Raw genomic sequence first — 23,017 nt, 5'->3', positions numbered from 1 at the left:
GCAAGACGCGCAGCATGCGCGGCACCGAGAGGCACAAGAAGACGCACAAAAAGACGCACAAGACCGCCGCACAACAACAGACCGAGCCGCAACGACCAACCAGGAGAGATCGATGCAAGGGAAGGCAACACTGAAGTACATGCTGGTGGGCGGGGTGCTGGCCGCCGCGTCCGCGCTGGCCCCCGTGGCGCAGGCGCAGACCAAGTGGGACCTGCCGACCGGCTACCCCACCAACAACCTGCACACCGAAAACCTGCAGCAGATGGCCAACGACGTGGAGAAGGCCACCGGCGGCAAGCTCAAGATCCAGATCCACCCCAACGGCTCGCTGCTCAAGGCCAACGAGATCAAGCGCGGCGTGCAGACCGGCCAGGTGCAGATGGGCGAGATCCTGATGTCGCTGCTGGCCAACGAGAACCCGGTGTTCGGCGTGGACGCGGTGCCGTTCCTGGCCACCAGCTACCAGGACTCCTACAAGCTGTGGCAGGCCTCGCGCGCGGTCACCGACAAGGTGCTCGACAAGCAGGGCATGAAGCTGCTCTACGCCGTGGCCTGGCCGCCGCAGGGCATCTACGCCAACAAGCCGATCAACGCCGCGGCCGACATGAAGGGCCTGAAGTGGCGCGCCTACAACCCCGCCACCTCCAAGATCGCCGAACTGGTCGGCGCGCAGCCGGTCACCATCCAGGCCGCCGACCTGGCCCAGGCGCTGGCCACCGGCACCGTCAACTCCTTCATGTCCTCGGGCGCCACCGGCGTGGACACCAAGGTGTGGGAAAGCGTGAAGTACTTCTACACCGTGGACGCCTGGCTGCCGAAGAACATGCTGGTGGTCAGCAAGAAAGCCTTCGCCGCGCTGGACAAGCCGACCCAGGACGCCCTGCTCAAGACCGTGGCCGAGGCCGAGAAGCGCGGCTGGCAGGTCTCCGAGCAGAAGACGCGCGACTACCTGGCCGTGCTCGGCAAGAACGGCATGACCGTGCAGCCGCCTTCGCCGCAGCTCAAGCAGGACATGCAGAAGGTGGGCCAGGTCATGGTCGACGAGTGGGCCAAGAGCGCCGGCGACGACGGCAAGGCCATTCTGGAGGCCTACAAGAAGTAAACCGGTGCCGTAAGCCGGAGCCGGTCCGGCATCCGGTGCCGTACCCGGCGCCAGCCAGGCGCCATGCACGCGGGACGCGGCGCACCGGCGCCGCGCTCCGGGTGCAGCCGCGGCGGCGCAGCCTGCCGCCGCGGCCCGCGTCTCTTATCACCGCATCCTCCCTCCTCACCCGCCATGGAAGCTCCTGCCCTCAACAAGCGCTGGCTCGACCGGCTGCTTGACCTGTTCGCCGTGCTCGGCGCGCTGTGCATCCTCGGGGTCTGCATCATCATGATCCTGATGTCCTTCTCGCGCGAGACCACCATCGTCTTCAAGGGCGGCGACGACATCGTCGCCTGGCTGTGCGCGGCCTCCGCCTTCCTCGTGCTCGGCCAGACCTTCCAGCACGGCGGCATCGTGCGCGTGGAAATGCTGCTCGAAGCCGTGAACGCGCGCCAGCGCTGGTGGCTCGATCTGCTTTCGCTGACCATCTGCGCGGTGTTTGCCGGCTATGCCACCTGGGCGCTGTTGAGCTTCGCCTGGCAGAGCTGGGAGATCGGCGACGTCTCGCAGGGGCAGATCGTGGTGCCGCTGTGGATTCCGCAGAGCTTCGCGGTGCTGGGCTGCGCCGGCTTCGCGCTGGCCGTGCTCGACGAGCTGCTGCGCGTGGCGCGCCGCCAGAAGCCGCGCTACCAGCTGGCGCAGGAAGCCAAGCTGGCCGCCGGCGACTTCGGGGAGACCGTCTGATGAGCACCGTCCTGGTTTCCCTGATCCTGCTGCTGGTGATGATCGTGTTCCTGGTGATCGGGGCCTGGATCCCGGTGGCCATCGCCGTCACCTCCTGGGTGGGGCTGGTGGTCTTCGCCGACCATGACGCGCTGGTCAACCTGGCTAATGCGTGGTGGTCGTCGAGCGCGTCCTATACGCTGGCCTCGCTGCCGCTGTTCGTGTGGATGGGCGAGATCCTGTTCCGCACCAAGCTGTCCGAGCAGATGTTCAACGGCCTGTCGCCGTGGCTGAACTGGCTGCCCGGGCGGCTGATGCACGTCAACATCCTGGGCTGCGGCATCTTCGGCTCGGTGTCGGGCTCGTCGGCCGCCACCTGCGCCACCATCGCCAAGTCGGCGCTGCCCGAGCTGACCCGGCGCGGCTACGACGAGCGTGTGACGCTGGGCTCGCTGTCGTGCGCCGGCACGCTCGGCATCCTGATCCCGCCGTCGATCACCATGGTGGTGTACGCGGTGTCGGCGGACGTCTCCATCATCCGCGTGTTCCTGGCGGGCTTCCTGCCGGGCCTGCTGCTGATGCTGCTGTTCTCGGGCTATATCGTGGCGTGGGCGCTGTCCAACCCGGACAAGACGCCGCCGGCCGAGCGCTTCGACTGGCGCTCGCGCCTGGCCTCGGTCCGCCAGCTGATGCCGTGCATGATCCTGATCGCCTTCATCACCTGGATCATGATCACCGGCTACTCCACCGCCACCGAGGCCGCCGCCTACGGCGTGGTGGCCTCGCTGGGGCTGGCCTGGGCGGGCGGCTCGCTGACGCGCAAGGCGTTCTGGGAAAGCCTGATGTCGGCCACGCGGCTGACCGCCATGATCATGTTCGTGCTGGGCGCCACCTCGTTCCTGTCGGTGACCATGAGCTTCACGGGCATCCCGCGCGCGCTGGCCGAATGGGTGGCGTCGATGCACCTGTCGCCGTGGGCGCTGATCGCCGTGCTGACGGTGATCTACATCCTGCTGGGCACCGCGCTGGACGGCATCTCCATGATCGCGCTGACCACCGCCACGGTGCTGCCGATGGTGCAGGCGGCGGGCTTCGATCTGGTATGGTTCGGGATATTCATCGTGCTGCTGGTGGAGATCGCCGAGGTCACGCCGCCGGTGGGCTTCAACCTGTTCGTGCTGCAGAGCATGACCGGCAAGGACAGCAACTACATCGCGCGGGTCTCGCTGCCGTTCTTCATGATGATGGTGATCGCCATCGGCATCATCACGGTGTGGCCGACCCTGGTCACGTGGCTGCCCGACGTGGTGATGCAGAAGGAACTGAAGTAGCGCTGCAATGCCGGCCGCCGCATGCCGCCGGCGGCATTGCGAAACAGCGGGGGCCGCGGCCCCCAACGGAGTGCCATGCATGTGATCGTGATCGGCGCCGGGGTGATCGGCGTGTGCTCGGCCTGGTACCTGCGCGAAGCCGGCTTCGAGGTGACCGTGGTCGAGCGGCGCGCGGCGCCCGCGCAGGAGTCGAGCTTCGGCAACGCCGGCGTGATCGCGCCGGGCTACGTCACGCCGTGGGCGGCGCCGGGCATGCCGGGCAAGGTGCTGCGCAACCTGTTCGCCAGCACCTCGCCGGTGCTGTTCCGCCCCAGCGCCGATCCGGCCATGTGGCGCTGGATCGTGCGCTGGCTCGGCGAATGCACGCTGGAGCGCTACCGCCTGAACAAGCTGCGCATGCAGCGGCTGGCCTTCTACAGCCGCGAATGCCTGCACGCGCTGCGCGGCAAGCTCGCCATCGAATACGAGCAGTCGCAGGGCTACCTGCAGCTGTTCCGCACGCGGCGCGACCTGGACCTGGCGGAACCCGCTCTGGTGCTGCTGCGCGAGCACAAGGTGCCGCACCGGCTGGTCGACGCCGACGGCTGCCGCCGCATCGAGCCCGGCCTGACCACCGACACGCCGCTGGCCGGCGGCCTGCACCTGCCCGAGGACGAGTCCGGCAACTGCCCGATGTTCGTGCGGCGCCTGCGCACGCTGGCCGAAGCCGCCGGCGTGCGCTTCGTCATGGACCGCGACGCCGGCGCGCCGCGCCCGCTGCCGGGCGGCGGCCTCGCGCTGGACCTGCGCGCCGCGGGCGGCGACGCCGCCGGCGGCGCGCGCGAGACGCTTGCCGCGGACCGCATGCTGGTGTGCGCCGGCGTGGGCAGCGCCGCGCTGCTGCGCCCGCTGGGCCTGCGCATCCCGCTCTACCCGGTCAAGGGCTATTCCGCCACCGTGCAGGTCAGCGACGAGCTGCAGGCGCCGCTGGCCGCGCTGATGGACGAGTCGTACAAGGTCGCCATCACGCGCATGGGCAACCGCCTGCGCGTGGCCGGCACGGCCGAGCTCGGCTCGCGCCGGCTCGACCTGCGCCCCGCCGCCGTCAACACCTTGCTCAAGGTGGCGCGCGACTGGTTCCCGGTGGCCGGCCACTATGGCAACGCCACGCTGTGGGCCGGCGCGCGCCCGATGCTGCCGGACGGCCCCCCGCTGATCGGCGCCACCGCCGTGCCCGGCCTGTTCCTCAACCTGGGCCACGGCTCGACCGGCTGGGCCATGGCCTGCGGCTCGGGCCGCATTGCCGCCGACCTCATTGCCGGCAACCCGCCCGCCATCGACATGGACGGGCTCACGCCGGCCCGCTACGGGCTCGGCCCGCGCTGATCATGCAGACACCTTTGTCCTCCCTCCCTGCCGCCGATGCCTGGCTGCCGCTCGACGCCGCCGGCCAGGCCGGCATTCCGCTCTACGACGTGGCGGCCATCCGCCGCATCGAAGCCGCCGCGATGGCGACGCTGCCCGCCTTCGCGCTGATGTCGCGCGCGGGCGCCGCGGCCGCGGACTGGCTGGCGCGCCATGCGCCGCACGGCCCGCTGCTGATGCTGGCTGGCCCCGGCAACAATGGCGGCGATGCGCTGGTGGCCGCCACCCGCCTGCACCAGGCCGGGCGCGCGGTGCAGGCCTGGCTGACGGCCGAGCCCGACCGGCTGCCCGCCGACGCGGCGCGCGCCTGGCTGGAGGCCCGCGCCGCCGGCGTGCCGCTGCGCACGCTGCCGGAAGCCGCCTGCCAGGGCGGCCTGCCGCCGCTGCCCGCCGATACCTGCGCGCTGGTCGACGGCCTGCTCGGCATCGGCCTGAACCGCCCCGCCGACGGCTACGTCGCGCAGTGGATCGCGCACATCAACGGCGCCGGGCTGCCGGTGTTCGCCCTCGACATTCCCAGCGGCCTGTTTGCCGATACCGGCGCCGGCGCGCCGGCGGTGCAAGCCCGCCGCACGCTGACCTTCATCGGCGCCAAGCCGGGCCTGCTCACGCTGGACGGCCGCGACTGCGCGGGCGAGGTGGACATCGCCCCGCTGGGCCTGATCTATCCGCCCGCCGAACGGCCCCGCGCCACGGTCAACGTGCCGGCCTCGTTCGCCGCGGCGCTGCCGGGACGCCGGCATGCCGCCAACAAGGGCAGTTTCGGCTCGCTGGCCGTGATCGGCGGCGGCGTGGGCATGACCGGCGCGCCGCTGCTGGGCGCGCGCGCCGCGCAGCACCTCGGCGCGGGGCGCGTGCATATCGCCTTCCTGGCGCAGCCGGCGCCGCTGCTCGACCCGGTGCATCCGGAGCTGATGCTGCACCCGATCGCGGAGGTGGAACTGTCGGCCATGACCGCGCTGGTGATCGGCCCCGGCATGGGCACCGGCACGGCGGCGCGCAAGCAGCTCGCGCAACTGCTGCACGGCTGCGCCACGGTGGCCGAGCCGCCCCCGCTGGTGCTCGACGCCGATGCGCTCAACCTGCTGGCATCCGACCCCGCGCTGGCCGCCTTGCTGGCCGGCAGCGCGCTGGTGCGCGTGATGACGCCGCACCCGCTGGAGGCCGCGCGCCTGGCTGGCCTGAGCGTGGCCGAGATCCAGCACGACCGCCTGGCGGCGGCGCGCTCGCTGGCCACGCAGTGGCACGCGGTGGTGGTGCTCAAGGGCTCCGGCACGGTGATCGCCGCGCCGCCCGATGCCGGCGGCGGCGTGGCGCTGTCGATCAACCCGACCGGCAATGCCGGGCTGGCCACCGCCGGCACCGGCGATGTGCTGGCCGGCATGATCGGCGCGCTGCTGGCCCAGGGCATGCCGCCGCTGCAGGCCGCGCAGGCCGCGGTGTGGCTGCACGGGCGCGCCGCCGATCGCCTGGTGGCCGACGGCACCGGGCCCGCCGGCCTGACCGCCAGCGAACTCTACCTGCCGCTGCGCACGCTGTTCAACGGCCTGCTGCGGCAGCCGCGCCGCGCATGAGCAACGCCGCCGAACGCGCCGCGCCGCTGGCGCCGGGCGGTCCCGCGGCCGCTGCGGTTGCCACCCCGGCCTGCGGCCCGGCGCGCCGCCAGTTGCTGACCGGCGTGGCGCTGCTGGTGCTGGGCCAGTGGATCCTGAGCCTGCTCGACGCCAGCAGCAAGATGCTGACCCAGCAGGGCCTGCCGGTGATGGGCGTGGCGTGGGTGCGCTACGTGGGCCACGTGGCCGCCATCTTCCTGCTGCTGGGGCCGGCGCGCTTGCGCGCGCAATGGCGCCCGGTCAAGCCGGCCCTGCAATGGCTGCGCGGCGGCCTCATGCTGGTCTCCACGCTGGTGTTCTTCAGCGTGCTCAGGCTGATGCCGCTGGCCGAGGCCACCGCGCTCAATTTCTGCGCGCCGCTGTTCGTGGTGGCGCTGTCGCCGTGGCTGCTGGGCGAGCGCCCCGGCTTCCACGCGCGCGCCAGCCGCTGGAGCGGCGTGGCGGTCGGCTTTGCCGGCATGCTGGTGGTGGTGCGCCCCGGCGGCGAGCTGAGCGGGCCGGGCATCGCGCTGGGCCTGCTGTCGGCGCTGGTGTTCGCGCTGATGCAGATGCTGACGCGGCGCATCGCCGCGCACGATGCGCCGATGACCACGCTGATCCAGAGCGGCGTGACCGGTGCCGCGCTGACCACCGTGCTGGTGCCGTTCTTCTGGTTCGAATCCGTGCCCACGCCGTTGCAGGCGGGCCTGCTGCTGAGCACGGGCATCACCGGCTCGCTCGGGCATTACTTCGTGATCCGCGCGTTCCAGTACGCGGATGCTTCGTTCCTCAGCCCCTTCCTGTACCTGCAGATCCTCTCCGCCACCGCCATCGGCTACCTGGCTTTCGGCCAGTTGCCGGACTGGATCACCGCGCTGGGCGTGGCCGTGATCTGCGCCGGCGGCGTGTGCGTGGCGGGCGGCGAGCCTGCGCTGCGCGCGCTCGCGCGGCGGCTGGGCCGCGCCGGCTGAATGTCAGCCGCGCACGGACAGCGCGCGATTCCCCTATTTGGTAGTGTTTCCAAATCCGAAGCAATGTCGTCTATTACCGCTATTCGACGAAATCGTGTCATGCGGGGGCGCTATACTTGACGTGCCGCTTCCGCAGCCGGTTCCGGCATTGCATTTCAAAGATATTCAGAGAATTCCGTACGCATGCCCACTGATCTCCACGCCTGGCGCTCCCTCCTGCAACACCACGAAGCGATTCGCGAAATACCGATGCGCGACTGGTTTGCCGAGGCGGATGCGGACCAGCGTGTCGCGCAGTTCTCCCTGGAAGCCGCGGGCCTGTTCCTCGACTATTCCAAGAACCGCATCACGCCGCAGACCTTTGCCCTGCTGATGCAACTGGCCGACGAAGCGGGCGTGCCGGGCCGCCGGGACGCCATGTTCGCCGGCGACCACATCAACGCCACCGAGGACCGCGCGGTGCTGCATATCGCGCTGCGCGCGGACCGCGACGCCACCTTCAAGGTGGACGGCAAGCCGGTGATGCCGGCGATCCATGACGTGCTCGAGCGCATGCGCGTGTTTTCCGAGCGCGTGCGCAGCGGCGAATGGACCGGCGCCACCGGCAAGCGCATCACCGACGTCATCAATATCGGCATCGGCGGCTCGGACCTGGGCCCGCGCATGGTGTGCCGGGCGCTGTCGCACCTCGCCAATGGCGGGCCGCGCATGCATTTCGTCTCCAACGTGGATGGCACCGAGCTGGCCGAGACGCTGGAGCGGCTCGACCCGGAACAGACCCTGGTGATCGTGTGCTCGAAGACGTTCACCACGCTGGAAACCATGGCCAACGCCAACAGCGCGCGCGCCTGGTTCCTGTCGCGCGGGGTGGGCGAGGCGCAACTGGCCAGCCATTTCGCCGCGGTGTCCACCAACGTGGAAGCGGTGCGCGCCTTCGGCATCGACCCGGCCCACATGTTCGAGTTCTGGGACTGGATCGGCGGGCGTTTCTCGCTGTGGTCCTCGGTGGGCTTGTCCATCGTGCTGGCGGTCGGCTACGACGCCTTCGCCGACCTGCTCGCCGGCGGCCGCGCCATGGACCAGCATTTCGCCAGCGCGCCGCTGGAGCGCAACATGCCGGTGGTGCTGGGCATGATCGGCATCTGGTACCGCAATTTCTTCGGCATGCCGACCAGCTGCATGGCGCCCTATTCGACCTCGCTCGAACTGTTCCCGGCCTTCCTGCAGCAACTGGAGATGGAGAGCAACGGCAAGTCGGTCCAGCTCGACGGCCGCCATGTGCGCGCGCATACCGCGCCGGTGGTGTGGGGCTCGGCCGGCACCAACGGCCAGCATGCGTATTTCCAGCTGATCCACCAGGGTTCGCAGATCGTGCCGGTGGATTTCGTGGCGCCGCTGCGGCCGCCGCGCGAACTGCCCGGCCACCATGCCAAGCTGCTGGCCAACTGCTTCGCGCAGGCCGAGGCGCTGATGCGCGGGCGCAGCGCGGACGAGCTGCGCGCCGCCGGCATGACCGACGACGTGCGCATCGCGCATATGGTGTTCGAAGGCAACCGGCCCAGCAATACGCTGCTGATCGAAGACATCACGCCGCATACGCTCGGCGCGCTGATCGCGCTGTACGAGCACCGCACCTTCGTGCAGGGCGTGGTGTGGAACATCAACTCGTTCGACCAGTGGGGCGTGGAGCTGGGCAAGATCCTGGCCAAGCCGATCGAGGCCGAGCTGACCGGCACGGCCGCCGCGCCGGCGCCGCACGATGCCTCCACCAGCGGCCTGATCGCCCGCGCGCGCGCGGCGCTGGGCGCCGCCTAGCCTGCCGGCCCGGCCGCCGGCGCCCGCTTCAGACCGGCGCGGTCATCCATTCGTCGCTGGCCACGCGCCCTGCCTCGATGGTCAGGATGCGCCCGCAGCGCGCCGCCACCGAGCGGTCGTGCGTGACCAGCACCAGGGTGGAACCGGCATCGCGATTCAACTCGAACATCAGGGCGATCACGGCCTCGCCGGTGGCGGTGTCCAGGCTGCCGGTAGGCTCGTCGGCGAACAGGATGTCCGGCCGCGCGACGAACGCGCGCGCCAGCGCCACCCGCTGCTGCTCGCCGCCGGACAGCGTGCGCGGATAATGCGCAAGGCGCCCGCCCAGGCCGACGCGCGCCAGCATGTCGGCCGCGCGCTCGCGCACGCCGGCGGTCTCGCCGCGCAGCTCCAGCGGCAGCATCACATTCTCCAGCGCGCTCAGGTGGCCGACCAGCTGGAACGACTGGAACACGAACCCCACATGGCGCCCGCGCTGCGCCGCGCGCTGGTCTTCGTCGAGCTGGAACAGGTCCTGGCCGTTGAGGCGGACCGTGCCCGTGGTGGGCAGGTCGAGGCCGGCCAGCAGGCCGAGCAGGGTCGACTTGCCCGAGCCGGAGGCGCCGACGATGGCCAGCGTCTCGCCGGGCGTGACGGAAAACGTGACGTCATGCAGAATCGTCAGCGAACCGGTCGTGTCGGCCACGGTCTTTCCTAATGACTCGACTGCAAGAATGGAAGAAGACATGAGCAAGAAGTTCTGGTGCGGTTGGCGCAAGCTGGGGCTGGCGCTGTGTGCGGCCATGCTGCTGCCCTCGACGCACGCGGCGGCGGCCGCGGCAACCGCGGCGCCCGCCATCCTGGTGCTGGGCGACAGCCTGTCCGCGGAGTATGGCATCGCGCGCGACACGGGCTGGGTCAAGCTGCTGGAAACGCGGCTGCGCACCGAGCGGTTCGATTATAGCGTCGTGAATGCTAGCATCAGCGGCGAGACCACCGTGGGCGGCAAGACCCGGCTGCCCGACCTGCTGGCGCGCCACCATCCGGCGGTGGTGATCGTGGAGCTCGGCGCCAACGACGCGCTGCGCGGCCTGCCGCTGCAGACCACCGAAGCCAACCTGCGCAGCATCGTCGCCGGCGCGCAGCAGGCCAAGGCAGGCGTGCTGCTGGTCGGCATGCGCATTCCGCCCAACTACGGGCCCGACTACACGGAGCGCTTCTTCTCGCTCTACCCCCGGCTGGCCGGCGAGTACAAGACACGGCTGGTGCCGTTCCTGCTCGAAGGGGTCGTCGCCAGGCCGGACTGGTTCCAGCAGGACCGCATGCATCCCACGGCGCAGGCGCAGGGCACGCTGCTCGATACGGTATGGCCGCAGCTCAAGCCGCTGCTGAAGGTGCCGGCGGCGCGCACCGCCGGGCGCTAGGGCAACGGCCGCCGGAATGAAAAGAGGCGCCCGCTTGGGCGCCTCTGGCTTTCTGCCGACGGGGCCCTCTCCCGCGTGCGGGAGAGGGGAGCAAACCGGCGTCAATTCGAGACGCCCGCCTGCCGGCAATCCTTACTGCGCGGCCGCCTCGCTCGCGGCCGCGGCGGCGGGCTTGAGCAGCTTCACCTTCGCTGCCGCCTTCAGGCTTTCGTAGAACGCTTCCAGCTCGGTCTGGCCGGCCATCTGCGCCAGTTGCTGGGCCTCGCCCTGGCGCTGCGCCGCATCCACCTGCGCGGGCTGGCTGACCTTGGTGATGCGGTAGATCGCATAGCCGTCCGCGCCCAGGTCCACGCCGACCAGCGCGGGCAGCTTGGCGGTGTCGGCGCGCATCACCGCTTCCAGCGCCTTCGGCTGCAGGCCGTCGGCCTTCGCGCGCGACACCGTGACCGCCGGGCCGAAGCCGTCGGCGGCGCCGCTCTTCTTGAGCGCTTCGAGGCGGGCCGCGCCTTCCTTGTCGGCCAGCTCGGCGGCCTGCTGCGCGATGTAGCCTTCGCGCACCTTGGCCTGCACGTCTTCGAACTTGCGCGTGGTGGCCGGGCGGTAGTCGACGATGCGTGCCGCCACCAGCGTGTTGGGCGCGACCTGCACGGCTTCGGTATTGCGCTTGTTCTTGAGCGAGTCTTCGCTGAACAGCGCCTTGAGCAGTTTCTCGTTGTTGAGCGGGTTCTGCGCGCCCAGCGCGGGGTTCGGCTCGCGCGTCACGTTGTCGGCGGTCTGGATGGCCAGCTTGAACTTGTCGGCAGCCGGCTTGAGGCTGTCGGACTGCTCGTAGACCATGTTGCCGAACGCGTCGGCCAGCTCGGTGAACTTCTTGGCGGCGAGCTGCTTGCGCAGTTCGGCTTCGAGTTCCGGACGGACCTGGTCGAGCGGCTTGGTCTCGGCCGGCTTGATGCCGGTGAGCTTGATGATGTGGTAGCCGTAGTCGGTTTCCACCACGTCGCTGATCTGGCCTTCCTTGAGCGAGAACATGGCGTCCTCGAACGGCTTGACCAGCGCGCCGCGGCCCATGAAGCCGAGGTCGCCGCCCTTCTCCGCCGAGCCCGGATCCTTCGATTCCTTGCGCGCCACGTCGGCGAAGGTCTCGGGATGCTTGCGCAGGTCTTCCAGCAGCCTGGTGGCCTTTTCCTTGGCGGCCTGGCGGTCCGCCGCCGGCGCGTCCTTGGGCGCGGCGATCAGGATATGGCTGGCGCGGCGCTGCTCGTCGGTGCGAAAGCGCGCGATATTGCTGTCGTAATAGGACTTGAGCTCTTCGGGCGTGACGGCCGTCGATGCGGCCAGCGCGTCGGCCGACAGCACGAGGTAATCGACCTTGGCCTGCTCGGGCACGGCGAACTGGGCCTGGTGGCTTTCGTAGTACGCCTTCAGCGCGGCTTCGTCCGGATTGACCTTGGCGGCGAAGTCGGCCGGCTTGAACTGCAGCACCTGCACGTCGCGCTGCTGGTCGCGGATGGCGATCAGGCGGTCGAGCAGCGACTTGGGCACGAAGGCCGTCGCGCCGATCGAGCTGCCGAGCTGCTGCGTGGCGAGGTCGAAGCGCATGCGCGCCTCGAGCTGCTCGGGCGTGAGGCCCTGCTGCGCCAGCAGTTCGACATAAGGCTTGGGTTCGAGGCGGCCGTCGGCCTGCTTCGGCAGGCTGGCGATCGCCGGGATGCTGTAGATGGCCTGCTGCAGGGCCGCGTCGGACACGGTCAGGTGCTTGTTGGCCACGTCGTTGGCCACCACGCGCTGCAGGATCAACTGGTCGAGCACCTGCTGGCGGGCCTGCGCGCCTTCGAACTGGCGCGGGTCATAGTTGGGGCCGAGCACCTGGCGCATGCGCTCGCTCTGGTCGCGCACGACGTTGTCGACTTCCTGCGTGGTGATCGCGCGGCCGTCGACCTTGGCTGCGTCGTGCGAGCTGTCCATGAAGCGCGAGTAGCTTTCCACGCCGAAGAATACGAACGACGGGAAGACAAGCACCAGCAGCAGCAGAAGCATCAAGCGGCGGTTGTTGCGTACGAAATCAAGCATGCGGACTCAGGAGAAGGGTTGGTACGAACGGCAAACTCCGGGATTCTATCAGGAGCGGCACGCTTCACGCGATTTACGGACTGCCGCGCATGCCTGCGGCGCGGCAGCGGGAACGAACCGGCGCCCAAAAGCAAAACGGGCCGCGAGGGGCCCGTTTTGCTGACTGCGTGTTTGGCGGAGTGGACGGGGCTCGAACCCGCGACCCCCGGCGTGACAGGCCGGTATTCTAACCAACTGAACTACCACTCCTGAATTCGGTGCCGCCGCATGCTTCGCCGTGAAGACGTGAAGCGTTCGCGGCCGGAGCGTGGTGGGTGCTGAGGGGCTCGAACCCCCGACCTACGCCTTGTAAGGGCGCCGCTCTACCAACTGAGCTAAGCACCCGCTCGTACCGCAGCCACACTGCATGCTGCAAGCATCGCCGCGCACATATCAGAGCATTTACTGCTGTTTGCGTTGCGAGGCCGCAAGTGTAATACAGGCGTTGCCTTTTTGCCAAGCATTCTTCGCGGCCGCCTGGAGCCACGGAAAAGCCCTGGAAAAGCCCCGGAAAACGGCGTCCGGGCTGCTCTTCGCATCGCTGCCGCCAGCGCCGGCGCGCAATGAAAAACGCCGCGGGCAGAGCCCGCGGCGTCTTGTGCCGCCGTCATCCGGCAAGGCCCCGGACCGCGGGCCCCGGGCGATCTCAGTGGTGGATCATCTCGACCTTGGCCGCGGCCTTGTCCGCCACATCGGCGGGCTTGGCCACTTCCTCGGGCAGCGGCTCGGGCTTGCGCTCGAGCGCAAGTTCCAGGACCTTGTCGATCCAGCGCACCGGGACGATCTCGATGGCGTTCTTGACGTTGTCCGGAATCTCGGCGAGATCCTTCACGTTCTCCTCGGGGATCAGCACCAGCTTGATGCCGCCGCGGTGGGCCGCCAGCAGCTTCTCCTTGAGGCCGCCGATCGGCAGCACTTCGCCGCGCAGCGTGATCTCGCCGGTCATGGCCACGTCGGCGCGCACGGGGATGCCCGTCAGCACCGATACCAGCGCCGTGGTCATCGCCCCGCCGGCCGAAGGACCATCCTTCGGGGTGGCGCCTTCGGGCACGTGGATGTGGATGTCGCGCTTCTCGAACATCTCGTCCGTGATGCCCAGCCGGCGGGCGCGCGAGCGCACCACCGAGCGGGCCGCCTCGACCGACTCCTTCATCACGTCGCCCAGCGAACCGGTGCGGGTGATGTTGCCCTTGCCCGGCATGATCGCGGCTTCGATGGTCAGCAGGTCGCCGCCCACTTCCGTCCACGCCAGCCCGGTCACCTGGCCGACCTGGTTTTCCTTGCCGGCCAGGCCGAAGTCGTACTTGCGCACGCCCAGGAACTTGTCCAGGTTGTCCGAGGCCACCTTGACCGTGCCCGACTCCTTCTTGAGCAGCAGCAGCTTGACCACCTTGCGGGCGATCTTCGACACTTCGCGCTCGAGCGAACGCACGCCCGCTTCCCGCGTGTAGTAGCGGATGATGTCGCGCAGCGCTTCTTCGCTGACTTCCATCTCGCCTGCCTTCAGACCATTGTTCTTGATCTGCTTGGGCAGCAGGTAGCGCTGGGCGATGTTGACCTTTTCCTCTTCGGTGTAGCCGGAGAGGCGGATCACTTCCATGCGGTCCAGCAGCGGCGGCGGGATGTTCAGCGAGTTCGACGTCGCCACGAACATCACATCGGACAGGTCGAAGTCCACTTCGATGTAGTGGTCCTGGAACGTGTGGTTCTGTTCCGGGTCCAGCACCTCGAGCAGGGCCGACGACGGGTCGCCGCGGAAGTCCATGCCCATCTTGTCGATCTCGTCGAGCAGGAAGAGCGGGTTGCGCACGCCGACCTTGGACAGGCTCTGCAGGATCTTGCCCGGCATCGAGCCGATGTAGGTCCTGCGGTGGCCGCGGATCTCGGCCTCGTCGCGCACGCCGCCCAGGGCCATGCGCACGAACTTGCGGTTCGTGGCGCGCGCCACCGACTGGCCGAGCGAGGTCTTGCCCACGCCGGGGGGGCCGACCAGGCACAGGATCGGCGCCTTCACCTTGTCCACGCGCTGCTGCACCGCGAGGTACTCGAGAATGCGTTCCTTGACCTTCTCCAGGCCATAGTGGTCTTCGTCGAGCACGCGCTCGGCATTGGCGAGGTCGTTGTTGACCTTGCTCTTCTTGCGCCACGGCAGGTTGACCAGCGTGTCGATGTAGTTGCGCACGACGGTGGCTTCGGCCGACATCGGCGACATCAGCTTGAGCTTCTTGAATTCGGCGTCGGCCTTCTTCTTGGCTTCCTTCGGCATGCGCGCAGCCTTGATGCGCTTGTCGAGCTCTTCCAGGTCGGCGCCTTCTTCGCCTTCGCCCAGTTCCTTCTGGATGGCCTTGACCTGCTCGTTCAGGTAGTACTCGCGCTGGCTCTTCTCCATCTGGCGCTTGACGCGGCCACGGATGCGCTTTTCGACCTGCAGGATGTCGATCTCGCCTTCGAGTTGCGACAGCAGGCTCTCCAGGCGTTCGGTGACGTTCACCATCTCCAGGATCTTCTGCTTCTGCTCGAGCTTGATCGGCAGGTGCGCGGCGATGGTGTCGGCCAGGCGGCCAGGCTCGTCGATGCCCGACAGCGAGGTCAGGATCTCCGGCGGGATCTTCTTGTTGAGCTTCACGTACTGGTCGAACTGCGACACGATGGCGCGGCGCAGCGCCTCCGTCTCGGCGGTCTCGACCGGGCCCGGCGGCACGGGCACGGCTTCGCACATGAAGTGCGAATCGTCTTCGCTCACTTCGCGGATATTCGCGCGCTGCGTGCCTTCCACCAGCACCTTGACGGTGCCGTCGGGCAGCTTGAGCATTTGCAGGATATTGGCGATGCAGCCCACCTCGTAGAGGTCGTCGGCGGTCGGCTCATCCTTGGCCGCCGTCTTCTGGGCTACAAGCATGATGCTCTTGCCCGACTCCATCGCAGTTTCAAGCGCCTTGATGGACTTCGGACGTCCCACGAACAGTGGGATCACCATGTGCGGAAACACCACCACGTCGCGCAGCGGCAACAGTGGCAGGCGAATCGGCTCAGCCGGGAGGAGTTGTGTTCCGGACATCATTTTCCCCAGTCAGTCATTTAGGCGTAAATTGGGCCGCATGAATCGATTGCAAGACACACTTCGCCAACGATTCATGACCCCGTGCAAATGCTGGTTTCCGCACTTGCAGGACCCGTCCAAACAGCATACCCCCGTTTCCTCCCCTTCGTTTTACGAAAATGAAGAAAAAAGGCCGCTCGCTTTTTGCGAGCGGCCTTTCGGTCTCGCTGCCGGCCTCGATTAAACATAAAGCGCCGGCGTCCGCGTCAGTTCGAACCGGCCACCTTCGGCTGGTCCTCGTACATCAGCAGCGGGGGGGCATCCCCGGTGATGGTGTTCTCGTCGATCACCACCTTCTGCACACCCTTGTAGTTGGGCAAGTCGTACATCACATCCATCAGCGACTGCTCGAGGATCGAACGCAGGCCGCGCGCGCCGGTCTTGCGGCGGATGGCCTTGCGCGCGATCGCCGACAGCGCCGCCGGGCGGATTTCCAGCTCCACGCCTTCCATCGCCAGCAGCTTCTGGTATTGCTTGATCAGCGCGTTCTTGGGCTCGACCAGGATCTGCATCAGCGCGGCCTCGTCGAGCTTGGCCAGCGTGGCGACCACCGGCAGGCGGCCGATCAGTTCCGGGATCAGGCCGAACTTGATCAGGTCTTCCGGCTCGGTCTGCGGCAGCACTTCGCTCGCGTCGCGTTCTTCCTTGCTCTGCACCTGCGCGGCAAAACCGATGCCGGTCTTGTCCGAGCGCTGCATGATGACCTTTTCCAGGCCGTCGAACGCGCCGCCGCAGATGAACAGGATGTTGGTGGTGTCGACCTGCAGGAAATCCTGGTTCGGGTGCTTGCGTCCGCCCTGCGGCGGCACCGAGGCCATGGTGCCCTCGATCAGCTTGAGCAGCGCCTGCTGCACGCCCTCGCCCGACACGTCGCGCGTGATGGACGGGTTGTCCGACTTGCGCGAGATCTTGTCGATCTCATCGATGTAGACGATGCCGCGCTGTGCCTTTTCCACCTCGTAGTTGCAGTTCTGCAGCAACTTCTGGATGATGTTTTCCACGTCCTCGCCGACATAGCCGGCTTCGGTCAGGGTGGTGGCGTCGGCGATCACGAACGGCACGTTGAGCAGGCGCGCCAGCGTCTGCGCGAGCAGCGTCTTGCCGGAGCCGGTGGGCCCGATCAGCAGGATGTTGCTCTTGGACAACTCGACGTCGTCCTTCTTGCCGAGGTGCTTCAGGCGCTTGTAGTGGTTGTACACCGCTACGGCCAGGATCTTCTTGGCCTGTTCCTGCCCGATCACGTACTGATCCAGGCTTTCGCGGATCTCGTGCGGCGTGGGGAGATCCGACTTGGCCGTGGCGCCGGCATCCTTGTCGGATGCCGCCGCCTCGTCGCGGATGATCTCGTTGCACAGGTCGATGCATTCGTCGCAAATGAACACCGACGGGCCGGCGATGAGCTTCTTTACCTCGTGCTGGCTCTTGCCGCAGAACGAGCAGTAAAGGAGCTTCTCGCTGGATGAACCTTTTTTATCCGCCATAGGAATCAGTCACATTAGCAGTGTGCGTGCCGCAGTGCCAAAGCGCTGCGGGGATACGCTTCAAACGCATCATACGCCAAAACAATTGGCGCGGCGGTGGAACCCCTACGCTGTGGGGCAAAAGCAAAAAACGAGGCGCCAGGCCTCGTTTCTGCATAGCCTTCTTCAATCCGCGCCAGCCCCGGAACCCGCGGGTCCCGGGACGGCGTTTTCAGCTACGGCGGGCGATGACCTTGTCGATCAGGCCATAGTCCACCGCCTGGTCGCCGCTCATGAAGTTGTCGCGATCGGTATCGCGGGCAATCTTCTCGACCGGCTGGCCGGTGACTTCAGACAGGATGCCGTTCAGGCGCTCGCGCAGGTACAGGATCTCGCGGGCCTGGATCTCGATGTCCGAGGCCTGGCCGCGCGCGCCGCCGAGCGGCTGGTGGATCATGATGCGCGAGTTCGGCAGCGCCGAACGCTTGCCCTTGGCACCCGCTGCCAGCAGGAACGCGCCCATGCTGGCGGCCATGCCCATGCACAGCGTCGACACGTCCGGCTTGACGAACTGCATCGTGTCGTAGATGGCCAGGCCAGCCGACACCGAGCCGCCCGGCGAGTTGATGTAGAGCGAGACGTCCTTGTCGGGGTTTTCGCTCTCCAGGAACAGCAGCTGTGCCACCACCAGGTTAGCGGTCTGGTCGTTGACTTCGCCCACCATGAAAATCACGCGCTCCTTGAGCAGGCGCGAGTAAATGTCATAGGCGCGCTCGCCCCGACCGGACTGCTCGACCACCATCGGCACCAGCCCGAGTCCCTGCGTTTCCAGGGCGGAGGCCTGCGTGGTGGCCAGACGGTCAAGCAAATCATTGCGGGTCATGCAAGTTCTCCTGGAGTTCGGTGAGAGACAAGGCGGCCGGAGGCCGGGCCGCGGCCGGCGCCGCCGTCGGGACGGCGCGCCGGCGCAGGGCCGGGCTCAGGCCTGCTGGGGCTGGTTGCCTTCGGCAGTCAGTTCCTCGAAGGACACCGTCTTGTCGGTGACCTTGGCCTTGTCGCACACGAAATTTACCACGTTGTTTTCCAGCACGTAGGCCTCCATCTCGGCCAGGCGCTGCTGGTCGCCGTAGTACCAGCGCATGACTTCCTTCGGGTCTTCGTAGCTCTTGGCGAAGTCTTCGATCTCGGCCTTGATCTGGTCGGCCTTGGCGTCGAGGCCGTGGGCCTTGACGATCTCGGCCAGGATCAGGCCCAGCTTGACGCGGCGCTCGGCCTGCTGGGTGAACATCTCGGCCGGGATGGGCATGTCCTTGGCGTTCGGCATGCCACGCTGTTCCAGGTCGCGGCGGGCCATTTCGACCAGGCGCTCCTGGTCCTGCTCGACCAGTGCCTTGGGCACGTCCAGCTCGCTGGCCTTGAGCAGCGCGTCCATCACCTGGTCCTTGAGCATGGCGTGGGTGCGGCGCTTGACTTCGCGCTCGAGGTTCTCGCGGATGTCGGCGCGCATCTTCTCGACGCTGCCGTCGGCGATGCCCAGCGACTTGGCGAACTCGTCATTGACTTCCGGCAGGTGCGCCCACTCGATCTTCTTCAGCGTGACGGTGAACTCGGCGGTCTTGCCGGCCACTTCCTTGCCGTGGTAGTCCTCGGGGAAGGTCAGCGGGAAGCTCTTGCTTTCGCCGACCTTCAGGCCCAGGGCTGCCTGCTCGAACTCGGGCAGCATGCGGCCTTCGCCCAGCACGAAGGCGAAGTCGTCCGCCTTGCCGCCGGCGAATTCCACGCCGTCGATCTTGCCGACGAAGTCCAGCGTGACGCGGTCGCCGTTCTGGGCAGCCGCTTCGCCGCCGCCGTCGCCGTGCTCGCCGGCTTCGCCGCGCGTGTGGTAGTGCACGCGCTGCTTGCGCAGGATGTCGATGGTCTTGTCGACTTCGGCATCGGTGATTTCGGTCCGGGTGCGGGTCACTTCGGCAGTGGCCAGGTCACCCAGCTTGACTTCCGGGTATACCTCGAAGGTGGCGTCGAACGCCACTTCGTCCTCGGCGACGCCGTCGGTCTTGACTTCGAAACGCGGCTGGCCGGCGACCTTGACGTCCTGTTCCTTGGTGATGTCGAAGAACTTGCGGGCAGCCTTGTCGTAGCGCACTTCGAACTCGACTTGCTGGCCGTACTGCTTCTCGACCATCTTCATCGGCACCTTGCCGGGACGGAAACCGGACATCTTCACCGTCTTCGACAGGCGAACCAGACGATCCTGCTTTTCCTTTTCGACTTCGGCCTTGGGAATGGCCAGGGTCACCTTGCGGTCCAGTTTGCCAAGGTTTTCAATGACATTCGACATGGTCGTTGATCCAATCCAGAGATGTTGTTGTGTTCGTAAGCGCACCCCGCCCGCGCGCCCGGCATGAAGCGGGGCAATGCGCGGCGGCGAGCGCCGGTGCCAGTGCGAAGTCCTGTCCGCAAGCTTGCCGGCATGCGCTGAAAACCGCGCCCCGGAGCTTCCGGGCACAGGCCCCGCGCAAACGGAAAACGGGGATTATCGCATGGTTTTCGTTCGCTTCCGGCAGTTTTTACCCGGTAACGGACTCGGAACCGCGCGGCGCGCCGGCTTCGGCAGGAACCTCCGCGGCTTCTCCGCCATCACCCGCCGCCGCCCGCCAGCCCCTGCCGCAGGGCGCGCACCAGCAGCCGCGCCGGATCGATGGCCTCGGCCAGCTCCAGCTCGAGCGGCAGCGGTTCGCCTTCGATCTGGCTGGCCAGCAGTTCCGCCCCCAGTGCGGCCCATGTGAGGCCGCGCGAGCCATATGCAAGGGCGGCGTAGAGGCCGGGCTGGCGCGGCACGTCGCGCAGGCGCGCGCCGCGCAGCGCCGGGGCGTCCTGTGCGGCCCGCTGCTCATCGGCGATGGGGCCGATCAGCGGCAGGCGGTTGTGCGACACGCTGCGCACGCCGACATAGCCGCGCAGCGCGGCGGGATCGAGCCGGCGCGCGGCAGCGGCCAGCCCGGGCAGCAAGGCGCCGAGCCTGGCCAGGTTCTCGGCGTGCACGTCGGCGCGCTCGCGCAGGTCGTCGCCCTCGGGCGCCGCCGGTTCGTAGCTGGAGCCGACCCGCGCGCTGCCGTCGCCGGCGCGCGGCAGCAGGTAGCCGGTGCCGGTCACCACGCAATCGGGCCAGGCGCCGAGCTGGTCGACCTGCGCCGCCGCCAGCGTGGTCAGTTGGCCGCGCACCCGGTCGATCGTCATATGGCGCAGCGGCAGCAGCCGCAGCGCCTCATGCGCATTGGCGAGCACCACCACCGGCGCCCGCGCCAGCACCGCGCCGGTTCCGTCGAGCGCCTGCCAGCCGTCGCCGTCGCGCGCCAGCCGCGCCACGCGGCAGCCGAAGCGCGCCGTCAGCGCCGCGCCGGCCTGCGCCAGCTGCGCGCCGCAGAGATCGGGCGGCGCCGCCCAGCCGCCCTGCTCGAACCACAGCCCGCCCAGCGGCACCGCCGCGCCGTGCGCGCGCGCGGCCTCTGCGGCTGGCATCCAGCGCGCGAATGCCTCCGGAAACCCGAGCGCGGCAAGCGCGGCCTGCTGGATGCGCGCGTCTTCCTCGCCGGCGCCGATCTGCAGCACGCCGCATTCGTTCCAGCCCGGCGCGTGCCCGGCCGCCGCGAGCCCCGCCCAGCAGCGCAGCGACGCGAGATTGCCGGCGCGCGACAGCCGCGACAGGATGCTGTCGTCGGACGACAGGTGCGGATGCATGGCCGCCGCGCGGTGAGCCGAAGTCTGCCGCGCCGGGCCGTCGTGCGTGTCGAACAGGCTCACGCGCCAGCCGCGCACGGCCAGCCGCTCGGTCACCGCGCAGCCCGCCAGCCCGGCGCCGATCACGATCGCGTGGCGCTCGGGCCAGGCCGCGGGCACCGGCGGCGGATGCCGGCGCCGGGCGCGTTCGGCGGGAAAGCGCCCCACCGTCATGTGCCACTTGCTGCCGTAGCCGGTCGCGCGCTTCGCTTCGAAGCCCGCGGCCTGCAGGCCGCGGCGCACCAGGCCGGCCGCGGCGAACGTCGCCACCGTGGCCTCGGGCCGGGCCAGCCGGGCCAGCCGCTTCATCAGCGGCGGCTGCCACATTCCGGGATTGCGCTCGGGGGCAAAGCCGTCCAGGTAGAACGCGTCGGCACCCAGCGCCAGCCGCGGCAGCATGGTGTCGACATCGCCGAAGGCGAGCGTCAGCACCACCGCGCCGCCCTCGAACTCAAGCCGGTGCATGCCCGGCAGCGCCAGCGGCCAGGCATGCTGCAATTGCGCCGCCAGCGGCGCCAGCTCCGCCGCGCCGGACATCCTGGCGTGAACCACGGCCAGGCCTTCGCGCGAAAACGGATGCTTCTCGATGGAGACGAAATGCAGGCGCCGGCAGCGCCGCGGATCGGCCCGCCACGCTTGCCACGTCGCCAGGAAATTCAGGCCCAGGCCGAAGCCCGTTTCCAGGATCACGAACTGGTCGCGGCCGCCCCACGCCTGCGGCAGGTCGTTGCCGCCGAGGAAAACGTGGCGAGCCTGCGCGAGCCCGCCTTCGTCGCTGTGGTAGACGTCGCCATAGCGCGTCGAATAGGGCGGCCCGGCATCGGAGAAGACGGGCTCGGCGAGATCTAAGGCGCGGGACATGGAACGGGAAGGAACGTCTGGGATGAGGGAAATCCGGAGCACGGCGGCCGGCGCGGCGAACTGCCGACTGACGGCCGGCGGACGGCCCCGAGCGCGGGCGATGGTAGCATAGCGCCCTGCGCCGCAGCCCGCCCCGCCCGGCTTCGCGCGCCCTTCTGCCGCCTCTCTTGCGCTTTTCTTGCGCTTTGTCATGTTCAGCTATCGTCACGCCTTCCATGCCGGCAACCACGCCGATGTCCTCAAACACGCCATCGTGGTCCAGTTGCTGGAACAGCTGACACAGAAGGACAAGCCGTTCTGGTATATCGATACGCATGCCGGCGCCGGGCTGTATGCGCTGGACCATGCATACGCGCAGAAAAAAGGCGAGTTTGAAACGGGCATCGCCCGCCTGTGGCAGGCCGCCGCCGCCAGGCGGCCCATGCCCACCGTGCTCGAGGACTACCTGGAGCAGGTGCGCACCCTCAACCCGGACGGCAGCCTGCAGCACTACCCGGGCTCGCCGTGGCTGGCCTGGCAGATGCTGCGCGACGCCGACCGCCTGCGCCTGTTCGAGATGCACCCCACGGAAATCCAGGTGCTGCGCGACAACTTCCGCGGCGCCGGCCGCCGCGTCATGCTGTACGACGGCGACGGCTTCACCGGCATCAACGCCATCCTGCCGCCCGCGCCGCGCCGCGCGCTGGTGCTGGTCGACCCGTCCTACGAGGACAAGCAGGACTATGCGCGCGTGGTGCGGACCCTGCAGGACGGACTGCAGCGCTTCGCCACCGGCGTCTACGCGATCTGGTATCCCCAGGTGCAGCGCCGCGAGTCGGTGCAGTTGCCGGTGCAATTGAAGAAGCTGCCGCTCAAGAGCTGGCTGCACGTGACCCTGACGGTCAAGCAGCCCGTCGCCGGCGGCCTGGGCCTGCACGGCAGCGGCATGTTCGTCGTCAACCCGCCGTGGCGCCTCAAGGAAAACCTGGAAGCGGCCATGCCGGCGCTGGTCTCGCTGCTGGGCCAGGACGCCGGCGCCGGCTTCACGCTCGAGGCCCGGGAAAACTGAGTCGCCGCCCGCTCGCCGGCCTGGTCCCCCGGCCGAGCGCCGCCGTCATGGTGTCCACCCGGCCCCGCGTTTCGCGTCAGCATGATGACAAGCCACACGGACGGCCAGACATGACACGACATAGGCGCGGGAAAAACCAGATCTAAGCATCTTCTACTTGGCCCGCGCCCGGTAAGACCGTAGGATCATTCCCCAAAACCCCGGCGCAAGGCTGCGAGACCCGGCGTGCCCGCAATACGGCGGCACATCCCGCGCGCACCCGGACGCACCCGAACGCACGGGGCTGCATCAGCATGGCAGGCCGCCAGCCAGGCGCGGCCACCTGCTTGCCGGACCGGA

Annotated in this window: 16 protein-coding genes and 2 tRNA genes; 9 read left to right on the top strand and 9 right to left on the bottom strand. The window is 68.5% G+C overall.

Annotation, left to right across the window (positions count from 1 at the left end; genetic code table 11):
• Nucleotides 1–112: 112 nt before the first annotated feature.
• The 7 genes from ACKI2N_RS09245 (at nt 113) to pgi (ending at nt 8,920) form a co-directional block, all read left to right on the top strand.
• On the top strand, nt 113–1,102 hold the full coding sequence (locus ACKI2N_RS09245) for a TRAP transporter substrate-binding protein (protein WP_420993913.1): 990 nt from the start codon (nt 113–115) through the stop codon (nt 1,100–1,102).
• 174 nt (nt 1,103–1,276) lie between these two features.
• Nucleotides 1,277–1,828, top strand: a complete 552-nt coding sequence (locus ACKI2N_RS09240; protein ID WP_420993912.1) for a TRAP transporter small permease subunit — start codon at nt 1,277–1,279, stop codon at nt 1,826–1,828.
• Nucleotides 1,828–3,138 (top strand): TRAP transporter large permease, encoded by a 1,311-nt coding sequence (locus tag ACKI2N_RS09235; protein WP_420993911.1) that lies wholly within the window; start codon nt 1,828–1,830, stop codon nt 3,136–3,138. Before ACKI2N_RS09240 ends, ACKI2N_RS09235 begins: the two co-directional genes overlap by 1 nt.
• A 75-nt stretch (nt 3,139–3,213) precedes the next feature.
• Nucleotides 3,214–4,503: a D-amino acid dehydrogenase gene (locus tag ACKI2N_RS09230; protein WP_420993910.1), complete on the top strand. Its 1,290-nt coding sequence runs from the start codon at nt 3,214–3,216 to the stop codon at nt 4,501–4,503.
• A gap of 2 nt (nt 4,504–4,505) precedes the next feature.
• Nucleotides 4,506–6,116 carry an NAD(P)H-hydrate dehydratase gene (locus tag ACKI2N_RS09225; RefSeq protein ID WP_420993909.1) on the top strand — a complete coding sequence of 537 codons (1,611 nt, stop codon included), beginning with the start codon at nt 4,506–4,508 and terminating at the stop codon, nt 6,114–6,116.
• Nucleotides 6,113–7,105 carry a DMT family transporter gene (locus ACKI2N_RS09220; RefSeq protein WP_420993908.1) on the top strand — a complete coding sequence of 331 codons (993 nt, stop codon included), beginning with the start codon at nt 6,113–6,115 and terminating at the stop codon, nt 7,103–7,105. The genes ACKI2N_RS09225 and ACKI2N_RS09220 overlap by 4 nt, the downstream gene beginning before the upstream one ends.
• Nucleotides 7,106–7,288: 183 nt before the next feature.
• The gene (pgi, locus tag ACKI2N_RS09215; protein ID WP_420993907.1) at nt 7,289–8,920 is read left to right on the top strand and encodes a glucose-6-phosphate isomerase; all 1,632 of its coding nucleotides are present in this window, start codon (nt 7,289–7,291) and stop codon (nt 8,918–8,920) included.
• A gap of 28 nt (nt 8,921–8,948) precedes the next feature.
• Here the strand turns inward: pgi and ACKI2N_RS09210 are convergent, their stop codons facing one another.
• On the bottom strand, nt 8,949–9,647 hold the full coding sequence (locus ACKI2N_RS09210) for an ABC transporter ATP-binding protein (protein WP_420993906.1): 699 nt from the start codon (nt 9,645–9,647) through the stop codon (nt 8,949–8,951).
• Here ACKI2N_RS09210 and ACKI2N_RS09205 point away from each other — a divergent pair.
• Nucleotides 9,646–10,323, top strand: coding sequence for an arylesterase (locus tag ACKI2N_RS09205; RefSeq protein WP_420993905.1), 678 nt, complete (start codon nt 9,646–9,648; stop codon nt 10,321–10,323). The two genes, ACKI2N_RS09210 and ACKI2N_RS09205, sit on opposite strands and share 2 nt — an antisense overlap.
• A 132-nt stretch (nt 10,324–10,455) precedes the next feature.
• On the opposite strand, the gene ACKI2N_RS09200 is transcribed toward ACKI2N_RS09205, so the two are convergent.
• The 8 genes from ACKI2N_RS09200 to mnmC form a co-directional block, all read right to left on the bottom strand.
• A complete protein-coding gene (locus tag ACKI2N_RS09200) occupies nt 10,456–12,393 on the bottom strand; it encodes a SurA N-terminal domain-containing protein (protein ID WP_420993904.1) in 1,938 nt (645 codons plus the stop codon).
• 172 nt (nt 12,394–12,565) lie between these two features.
• A tRNA-Asp gene (locus tag ACKI2N_RS09195) sits at nt 12,566–12,642 on the bottom strand.
• Nucleotides 12,643–12,701: 59 nt separating this feature from the next.
• Nucleotides 12,702–12,777 (bottom strand) — tRNA-Val (locus ACKI2N_RS09190).
• 301 nt (nt 12,778–13,078) lie between these two features.
• Nucleotides 13,079–15,490, bottom strand: a complete 2,412-nt coding sequence (gene lon, locus ACKI2N_RS09185; protein ID WP_420993926.1) for an endopeptidase La — start codon at nt 15,488–15,490, stop codon at nt 13,079–13,081.
• 248 nt (nt 15,491–15,738) lie between these two features.
• The gene (clpX, locus tag ACKI2N_RS09180) at nt 15,739–17,013 is read right to left on the bottom strand and encodes an ATP-dependent Clp protease ATP-binding subunit ClpX (protein ID WP_420993903.1); all 1,275 of its coding nucleotides are present in this window, start codon (nt 17,011–17,013) and stop codon (nt 15,739–15,741) included.
• A gap of 211 nt (nt 17,014–17,224) precedes the next feature.
• Nucleotides 17,225–17,875 (bottom strand): ATP-dependent Clp endopeptidase proteolytic subunit ClpP, encoded by a 651-nt coding sequence (clpP, locus tag ACKI2N_RS09175; protein WP_020203705.1) that lies wholly within the window; start codon nt 17,873–17,875, stop codon nt 17,225–17,227.
• Nucleotides 17,876–17,971: 96 nt separating this feature from the next.
• On the bottom strand, nt 17,972–19,330 hold the full coding sequence (gene tig, locus ACKI2N_RS09170; RefSeq protein WP_420993902.1) for a trigger factor: 1,359 nt from the start codon (nt 19,328–19,330) through the stop codon (nt 17,972–17,974).
• A 299-nt stretch (nt 19,331–19,629) separates the two neighbouring features.
• Nucleotides 19,630–21,630 carry a bifunctional tRNA (5-methylaminomethyl-2-thiouridine)(34)-methyltransferase MnmD/FAD-dependent 5-carboxymethylaminomethyl-2-thiouridine(34) oxidoreductase MnmC gene (mnmC, locus tag ACKI2N_RS09165; RefSeq protein ID WP_420993901.1) on the bottom strand — a complete coding sequence of 667 codons (2,001 nt, stop codon included), beginning with the start codon at nt 21,628–21,630 and terminating at the stop codon, nt 19,630–19,632.
• 190 nt (nt 21,631–21,820) lie between these two features.
• Here mnmC and ACKI2N_RS09160 point away from each other — a divergent pair, with 190 nt between their 5' ends.
• Nucleotides 21,821–22,678, top strand: a complete 858-nt coding sequence (locus ACKI2N_RS09160) for a 23S rRNA (adenine(2030)-N(6))-methyltransferase RlmJ (RefSeq protein WP_420993900.1) — start codon at nt 21,821–21,823, stop codon at nt 22,676–22,678.
• Nucleotides 22,679–23,017: the final 339 nt, after the last annotated feature.

This window comes from Cupriavidus sp. 30B13 (assembly GCF_049059565.2).
In the GTDB taxonomy this organism is placed as follows: domain Bacteria; phylum Pseudomonadota; class Gammaproteobacteria; order Burkholderiales; family Burkholderiaceae; genus Cupriavidus.
Note: the sequence above shows the minus strand (reverse complement) of the source record. Positions and strands in the feature narration are given on the sequence as shown.

What these genes read in the sequence shown, in the direction of transcription:
- ACKI2N_RS09235 (WP_420993911.1), top strand. Translation starts at nt 1,828, where the DNA reads ATGAGCACCGTCCTGGTTTCCCTGATCCTGCTGCTGGTGATGATCGTG.
- ACKI2N_RS09220 (WP_420993908.1), top strand. Translation starts at nt 6,113, where the DNA reads ATGAGCAACGCCGCCGAACGCGCCGCGCCGCTGGCGCCGGGCGGTCCC.
- mnmC (WP_420993901.1), bottom strand. Translation starts at nt 21,630, where the DNA reads ATGTCCCGCGCCTTAGATCTCGCCGAGCCCGTCTTCTCCGATGCCGGG.
- ACKI2N_RS09210 (WP_420993906.1), bottom strand. Translation starts at nt 9,647, where the DNA reads ATGTCTTCTTCCATTCTTGCAGTCGAGTCATTAGGAAAGACCGTGGCC.
- ACKI2N_RS09205 (WP_420993905.1), top strand. Translation starts at nt 9,646, where the DNA reads ATGAGCAAGAAGTTCTGGTGCGGTTGGCGCAAGCTGGGGCTGGCGCTG.
- pgi (WP_420993907.1), top strand. Translation starts at nt 7,289, where the DNA reads ATGCCCACTGATCTCCACGCCTGGCGCTCCCTCCTGCAACACCACGAA.
- tig (WP_420993902.1), bottom strand. Translation starts at nt 19,330, where the DNA reads ATGTCGAATGTCATTGAAAACCTTGGCAAACTGGACCGCAAGGTGACC.
- lon (WP_420993926.1), bottom strand. Translation starts at nt 15,490, where the DNA reads ATGTCCGGAACACAACTCCTCCCGGCTGAGCCGATTCGCCTGCCACTG.
- ACKI2N_RS09230 (WP_420993910.1), top strand. Translation starts at nt 3,214, where the DNA reads ATGCATGTGATCGTGATCGGCGCCGGGGTGATCGGCGTGTGCTCGGCC.
- ACKI2N_RS09200 (WP_420993904.1), bottom strand. Translation starts at nt 12,393, where the DNA reads ATGCTTGATTTCGTACGCAACAACCGCCGCTTGATGCTTCTGCTGCTG.
- ACKI2N_RS09225 (WP_420993909.1), top strand. Translation starts at nt 4,506, where the DNA reads ATGCAGACACCTTTGTCCTCCCTCCCTGCCGCCGATGCCTGGCTGCCG.
- ACKI2N_RS09240 (WP_420993912.1), top strand. Translation starts at nt 1,277, where the DNA reads ATGGAAGCTCCTGCCCTCAACAAGCGCTGGCTCGACCGGCTGCTTGAC.
- clpX (WP_420993903.1), bottom strand. Translation starts at nt 17,013, where the DNA reads ATGGCGGATAAAAAAGGTTCATCCAGCGAGAAGCTCCTTTACTGCTCG.
- ACKI2N_RS09160 (WP_420993900.1), top strand. Translation starts at nt 21,821, where the DNA reads ATGTTCAGCTATCGTCACGCCTTCCATGCCGGCAACCACGCCGATGTC.
- ACKI2N_RS09245 (WP_420993913.1), top strand. Translation starts at nt 113, where the DNA reads ATGCAAGGGAAGGCAACACTGAAGTACATGCTGGTGGGCGGGGTGCTG.
- clpP (WP_020203705.1), bottom strand. Translation starts at nt 17,875, where the DNA reads ATGACCCGCAATGATTTGCTTGACCGTCTGGCCACCACGCAGGCCTCC.